Origin of the sequence: Arthrobacter sp. NPDC057388 (genome assembly GCF_042668165.1) — a bacterium.
Lineage (GTDB): Bacteria > Actinomycetota > Actinomycetes > Actinomycetales > Micrococcaceae > Arthrobacter.
This window is the reverse complement of the sequence record NZ_JBHVBL010000049.1, coordinates 22,640-29,359: the sequence shown is the minus strand read 5'-3', so window position 1 is coordinate 29,359 and position 6,720 is coordinate 22,640. Positions and strand designations below refer to the sequence as shown.

The following is a 6,720-nucleotide window of genomic DNA, read 5'->3' as shown; positions in this document are numbered from 1 at the left end:
GCCCGGCTCACCAGAGCCGGGCCGTTCTGCATTTCAAACTGGCTGTGGAGGACATACGGGTCGAACGTATCGAGGCCACCCCAGTGGTGGATCCCCCTCGCAACCGCAGTGGATGCCGGTTGAGGTAACGACTATACGGGCCGCCACGGCGTGTTCCAAATCGGGGTCGCCCGGCAGCCTCCGTATAGCCTTACACCATGAGTCCTGCGCACCCGGAGAAATGGCCCGTCCTCGTCATCAAGGGCGGAGTGGATGAAGACCTGCTGCGGGATGTCCGCACCCTGCTGGCGGCCGCCGAGGAATCCGACGGCAATCCGCCTGTCTCCGAACAGACGCTCGTCACCATGCGCGCGGCAGACACGGGCCCGCACACACTGCTGACCCTCGCCCTTTACGCCCCTGACGAGCAGTCGGATCCCGCCACGGCCCAGGATCTGGCCGGGTTCGCGGTGGTGGTCGAGGAACCGGACGGGACAGGCGTGGCCGAGATCGCCGTGCACCCCAGCTACCGGAACCAGGGCGTGGCGGACCGGCTGGTCGGCACCCTGCAGTCCTCCCGCGGCCTGCACGGGCTCAAGGCCTGGTCGCACGGGAACCATGAGGCCGCCGCGGACCTCGCCGCGCGGTACGGCTACGGGCCGGTCCGGGAGCTGTGGAAGATGCGGCTCACCACCGCGGCCGCTGACCTGCCCGACGCCGGCCTTCCGGACGGGGTTTCGATTCGCGCCTTCGTGCCGGGCAAGGATGAGGAGGCCTGGCTCACGGCCAACCGACAGGCTTTCGCGCACCACCCGGAACAGGGCTCGCTGACCCGGGCCGACCTGCAGGCCAGGATGGACGAACCGTGGTTCGACCCCGCCGGGTTCCTGCTGGCCGAGGACCGGGACGGGCAGCTCCTGGGCTACCACTGGACCAAAGTGCACCCGCGGCACGGGAGCCACCCGGCCATCGGCGAGGTGTACGTCGTGGGTGTCACCCCCGCCGCCCAGGGCATGGGTCTGGGCAAGGCGCTGACCGTCGCCGGGATCCGCTACCTCCAGCAGCAGGGCCTGCACGCCGTCATGCTCTACACCGATGCCGACAACACTCCGGCTGTCTCGCTGTACCGGCGGCTGGGCTTCACACGCTGGGACATGGACGTCATGTACGGACCGCTTGAGGGGCGCTGACCAGCCCCTCCGGCACGCGCGCCGCCGGCCTTGAAATCTTCGGGTCCGGGACCGGTGAATGCTTGTAAGGTTGAAACTAAACCCGCCAGTACTCAAGGAGAGCGCATGCAACCGGAATCCGCCGGAACAGCCACCACCGAAATCAAGGCGGCCCCCGTGCGCGCCCGGTTCGGTTCCTCCGAAGTGCCGGCCTCCCGCGCCACGCAGGACCGGATCGACATCCCCGAGTTCGCGGCCATTCTGGAACCCGAGGGTGAGATCAGCCCGGACCGGTTCCTGGACCGCGAGCTGAGCTGGCTGGCGTTCAACGCCCGGGTCCTCGAGCTTGCCGAAGACCCCGACCTGTACCTGCTGGAACGGGTCAACTTCCTCTCGATCTTCGCCTCCAACCTCGACGAATTCTTCATGGTCCGGGTGGCCGGCCTGAAGCGCCGCATCGCCACGGGACTCGCCGTTCCCTCCCCCGCCGGGCTGAGCCCCGTCCAGGTCCTGGAACAGATCGGCGAGGCGGCCCACCGCCTGCAGCAGCGGCACGCCCAGGTCTACGCCGACCAGATCCGGCCGGCCCTCGCCTATGAGCACATCCACCTGATGCACTGGGACGAGCTCGACGACGAGGCCAAGCACCGGCTCAGCGCAATGTTCGCGGAGAAGGTCTTCCCCATCCTCACCCCGCTCGCCGTTGACCCCGCCCACCCCTTCCCTTACATCTCGGGCCTTTCACTGAACCTGGCTGTGGTGGTCCGGAATCCGATCAGCGACAAGGAACTCTTTGCCCGCGTCAAGGTTCCGGACCAGCTGCCCCGCCTGATCTCCATCGACGGCCCGCGCGCAGGGTCGGTGCCCGGCCGCGTGGCACGCTTCATCGCGCTTGAGGAAGTCATCGCCGTCCACCTGGACCAGCTCTTCCCCGGCATGGAGGTCCTGGAACACCACACCTTCCGGGTGACCCGCAACGAGGACGTTGAGGTCGAAGAGGACGACGCCGAAAACCTCCTGCAGGCGCTCGAGAAGGAACTGCTGCGCCGCCGGTTCGGCCCGCCCGTCCGGCTGGAGGTCACCAACGACATCAACCCGAACATCCGGGCGCTGCTGATCCGTGAGCTCGGCGTGGAAGAGTCGGAGGTCTACTCCGTTCCGGCGCCGCTGGACCTGCGCGGTTTGTCCGTGATCGGCAACATCGACCGTGCGGACCTGCACTACCCCAAGCATGTGCCCCACACCTCGCGGTACCTGAACGAGTCCGAGACGTCGAAGGCGGCGAACGTCTTCGCCGCGATGCGCCGGCGGGACATCCTGCTGCACCACCCCTACGATTCGTTCTCCACCTCCGTCCAGGCGTTCCTGGAACAGGCGGCGGCGGACCCCAAGGTGCAGGCCATCAAGCAGACCCTCTACCGCACCTCGGGTGACTCCCCCATCGTCGATGCGCTCATTGACGCCGCCGAAGCCGGCAAGCAGGTGCTGGCCCTCGTGGAGATCAAGGCCCGCTTCGACGAGCAGGCCAACATCTCCTGGGCACGTAAGCTGGAGCAGGCGGGCGTCCACGTGGTCTACGGCATCGTGGGCCTGAAGACCCACTGCAAGCTCTCCCTCGTGGTCCGCCAGGAGGTGGACGGGCTGCGCCGCTACTGCCACATCGGCACGGGCAACTACCATCCGCGGACTGCGCGGTACTACGAGGACCTTGGGCTCCTGACCGCAAACAACCAGGTGGGCGAGGATCTGTCCAAGCTGTTCAACCAGCTGTCCGGATATGCCCCGAAGTCGACCTTCAAGCGGCTCCTGGTGGCACCCCGGTCCGTCCGTTCCGGACTGATCGAACGGATCGAAGGCGAGATCCGGAACGCCCGGGCAGGCATTCCCGCCCGCGTCCAGATCAAGGTCAACTCCATGGTGGATGAGGCAATCATCGATTCCCTGTACCGCGCCTCGCAGGCCGGCGTGAAGGTGGATGTGATTGTCCGCGGCATCTGCTCGCTGCGCCCCGGCATCCCCGGGCTGAGCGAGAACATCACGGTCCGTTCCATCCTGGGACGCTTCCTTGAACACTCGCGGGTTTTCGCCTTCGGAAACGGCGGTGACCCGGTGGTCTACATTGGCTCGGCGGACATGATGCACCGCAACCTGGACCGCCGGGTGGAGGCCCTGGTGCAGCTGTCCGGCGGCGAGGACACCGCCTACGTGCTGGACCTGATGCGGCGTTACATGGACCCCGAGACGTCCAGCTGGCACCTTGACAGCGACGGCGAATGGACCCGGCACCACATCGGCGACGACGGCAGCAAGCTGGACGATGTCCAGTCCTGGCTCCTGGCATCACGCTCCCGGCAGCGCGCCGTCGCCCGGCGGTAGGAACCCGGCCTTTGAAGAGCAGCGACTCACCCATAGCGGATCAGACCGATCACCCGGGCGAGCCGGTCGCCGTCACGGCCGCCGGCGCCCTGCCTTGGCGTGTTAAGAAGGACCAGCTTGAGGTCCTCCTGATCCACCGCCCGCGCTACGACGACTGGTCCTGGCCCAAAGGCAAGCTCGACCCGGGCGAAACGGTGCCCGAGTGCGCGGTCCGGGAGGTGGAGGAGGAGATCGGCCTCGTGGCCCCGCTGGGTATCCCCCTCCCGCCCATCCACTACCACGTCAATGCCGGGCTGAAGGTTGTGCACTACTGGGCCGTTGAGGTCACGGGAAATTCCCTGCGCCCCGACGGGAAGGAAGTGGACAGCGTCATGTGGTGCTCACCCGAACGTGCCGCCTCGCTGCTGTCCAACCCGACGGACAGGGCCCCGCTGGAATACCTGGTGGCGGCCCATGCCCGCCAGGAACTGCAGACCTGGCCGCTCGTCGTTGTGCGCCATGCCAAGGCCAAACCGCGCTCCTCGTGGACTAAGGCCGAGGGCGAACGGCCCTTGGCCGCCACCGGCATCCGCCAGGCACAGGCTGTGCACCGGCTGCTGAAGGCGTGGAAGCCGCGGCGCGTGGTCACCAGCCCGTGGCTGCGCTGCGTGGCAACCATCGCCCCTTATGTGAAATCCTCGGACGCCAAGGTGAAACTGGTGGATGCGCTGACGGAGCACCGGCATGCCCGCAACCCAAAGAAGACGGCGGCCGCCGTCGATGCCCTGTTCGACAAGCAGCGAGCGGTGGTGCTCTGCACCCACCGGCCGGCCCTTCCCACAGTGCTGGGCCAGCTCGCCGGCTACATGACCCCGCGGCTGAAGGGCCTCCTTCCGGTGGCAGACCCCTACCTCGCGCCCGGGGAAATGATCATCTGCCACGTGGCGCACGGCAGCAAGAGCAGGATTGTGTCAGTGGAACAGTTCAAGCCCTTCGACGACTGAGCGCCCGCCCACAGCAGGGCCGCGGGGCTTGACCCCGCAATCCGTGTGCCCAATACTGGCTTTGTATCAAATACTTGGTACAAAAATTCTGCCTCGATAACAGGCGGTGGCCATCGTTTGGGGGATCTGATGCCATTACAGTTCGGACTGCCGCCGATGGCACTGCTTGGCCCGCTGCTGGCGGCGGTCGGCATTTACGGACTGCTGCGCTGGGTGGTGTGGGCACCAGGCGGCGGCACCTCACCAAGATCGATTTCAGACCACGCGCTCTGGGTCGGCATCATCGGCTGGCTGGCCAGCACGCTGCACAGTGCCGCCAACGCGGGCATCATTCCTTCGAGCCCGCAGGCGCCGTCGCTGCAGCAGCCGGCCGACATCCTTCAGGCACTCATCTGGCCGGTGTTTGGCTGCCTCGGAGTGCATGCTTTGGGCCAGCTCAGCTACCCGGGGCCGCGCGGGCGGCGGCGGCTGGCCAGCCTGTCCGTCCGCCGGGTCCGGGACTTCCTGCCGCGCAGGCTGGCGTGGACAACGCTGGGCATTTTCGCCGCCTCCGCAGGCACCGCCACCTGGGCCGCCATGCAACCCGCATACCGTCCGGTGCCGCCAGTTACCCCGGCAGACGGCGTGTCCGGACCGAGCTTCTTCCATGCCGGACGTATTCCCGGCACCGAACTCGCAGCCTGCCTGGCCGCCGCCCTGCTGTTACTGGCTGCCGGGACGGTCGTTGTGCTGTGGCTGATTGCCCGCCGCCGGCAGCTCGAGGCACTGGACGCCGGCGACAACGCGCTTCTCCGTACCGTCGCCATGAACCGGCTGCTCCGGACGGTTTCCACTGTTGCTGCCAGCCTCGCAGCCATCGCCGGCAACTTTGCCTCCCGTCCGGAACCCGCAACTGCCACCTCATGGATCAACCCGGTCGGACTGTTGGCCACCGCGGTGCTGTTCGTCATGTGGACCTGGAAGCCGCCGCAACTGGACAGCCTTCTGGTCAGCAAAGTCCGGACCCGCCAGGCGTGGCCCTATGGCCACAGGAATGTCCGGGACCTCCGCACCGAGAAGCACCCCGCCGCTGCGCTGACCGTGTCGCTCGGCGCCCTGCTCGGGCTGGCCGCGGCAGTGCCCGGCATGACTGTCCTTCTGCTGTCGGGTACCACGAATCCGGCGCGTATCGCCGTGGTGTCGGGCGTCATGAGCGTATGCGTCCTGCTGGCCATCCTGGGCGGCGAACTGCTCCTCGAGCGGAACTACGGCTCCTCCTCCGCCGCCCGCCGCTGGCCTGTCCAGCCCGTGGCGCCGGCCCTGCTCACCACTGCCATCATTGCGCTATTGTTCCTCGCAGCCGTGATTGTGCTCACCGTCTCTGGGGAGGCGGCGCTTCTGGCTGCCGGGACGCCGGCACCGTTCGGCTGGATTCCGACGGCGGCATCAACGGCCGCCGTCGCCGTCACCGCCGTGCCGGCCATCCTTCTCGTGCGCCGCCGCCGTGGCATCGTCACGACTGATGAAGGGCTGGACGCCGCACTTCGGGCCGTTGCCCTCACCAGAATTGTGCGTGTTCTGGCGGCATTCGTGCTGGCACAGGCGGGCGGGCTGCTGGTCTCGGCCAGCCAGGCCTTCGCTGCATTGATGGGGACTGCGGCGGCGCCGGAAGAGATGTGGGCAGGGACAGCTGTGGGTGCCGGCTCGGTGCTGGTGGCGGCCGCCGTCGTGCTGTCCATGATCCCCGTGAACGTCTTTGCCCCGAGGGCCGGGCCCGCCGCCCTCCGTACGCCGGTGGAACCTGCACGGTGACCGCCGGCATTTCGGTGGACGTTGGCTCCCCCACTCCCCCGTACGAGCAGATCCGGCTCCAGATCAGCGCGCTGATCGCCGCCGGCGGGCTTCCTGCCGGGACCCGGCTCCCGGCAGTCCGCAGCCTTGCCGCCGACCTGGGGCTCGCAGCCGGAACCGTCGCCAGGGCGTACAAGGAACTTGAGCACTCCGGGCTGATAGAAACCCGGCGGCGGAACGGGACCGTCGTCGTCGGGCTTCCGGCGAGCGGTGAAACGGGAACGGCTACGTCGGCAGCGGAACTGAACGCCGCCGTCGAACACCTAATCCAGGCGGCGGACAAGGCGGGGCTGCCCGATGAGGCCCTTCTGGAGCTGGTTCACGGGAGTCTGCGGCGCCGCCGCGGCCAGTCTTCGGCCCCCTCACCAGGCTCCGACTAGACT

General features: G+C 67.8%; 5 protein-coding genes. All 5 read left to right on the top strand.

Features of this window, described 5'->3' with window-relative positions; translation table 11 throughout:
* Positions 1-197 precede the first annotated feature (197 nt).
* On the top strand, positions 198-1,169 hold the full coding sequence (gene mshD / locus ACFUTU_RS18350) for a mycothiol synthase (protein WP_377966845.1): 972 nt from the start codon (positions 198-200) through the stop codon (positions 1,167-1,169).
* A gap of 105 nt (positions 1,170-1,274) precedes the next feature.
* Positions 1,275-3,524 (top strand): RNA degradosome polyphosphate kinase, encoded by a 2,250-nt coding sequence (locus ACFUTU_RS18345; RefSeq protein ID WP_377966843.1) that lies wholly within the window; start codon positions 1,275-1,277, stop codon positions 3,522-3,524.
* Positions 3,525-3,535: 11 nt separating this feature from the next.
* Positions 3,536-4,507, top strand: a complete 972-nt coding sequence (locus tag ACFUTU_RS18340; protein ID WP_377966841.1) for an NUDIX domain-containing protein — start codon at positions 3,536-3,538, stop codon at positions 4,505-4,507.
* Between the two features lie 129 nt (positions 4,508-4,636).
* On the top strand, positions 4,637-6,298 hold the full coding sequence (locus ACFUTU_RS18335; RefSeq protein WP_377966839.1) for a hypothetical protein: 1,662 nt from the start codon (positions 4,637-4,639) through the stop codon (positions 6,296-6,298).
* Positions 6,295-6,717 carry a GntR family transcriptional regulator gene (locus ACFUTU_RS18330; RefSeq protein ID WP_377966837.1) on the top strand — a complete coding sequence of 141 codons (423 nt, stop codon included), beginning with the start codon at positions 6,295-6,297 and terminating at the stop codon, positions 6,715-6,717. The genes ACFUTU_RS18335 and ACFUTU_RS18330 overlap by 4 nt, the downstream gene beginning before the upstream one ends.
* Positions 6,718-6,720 lie beyond the last annotated feature (3 nt).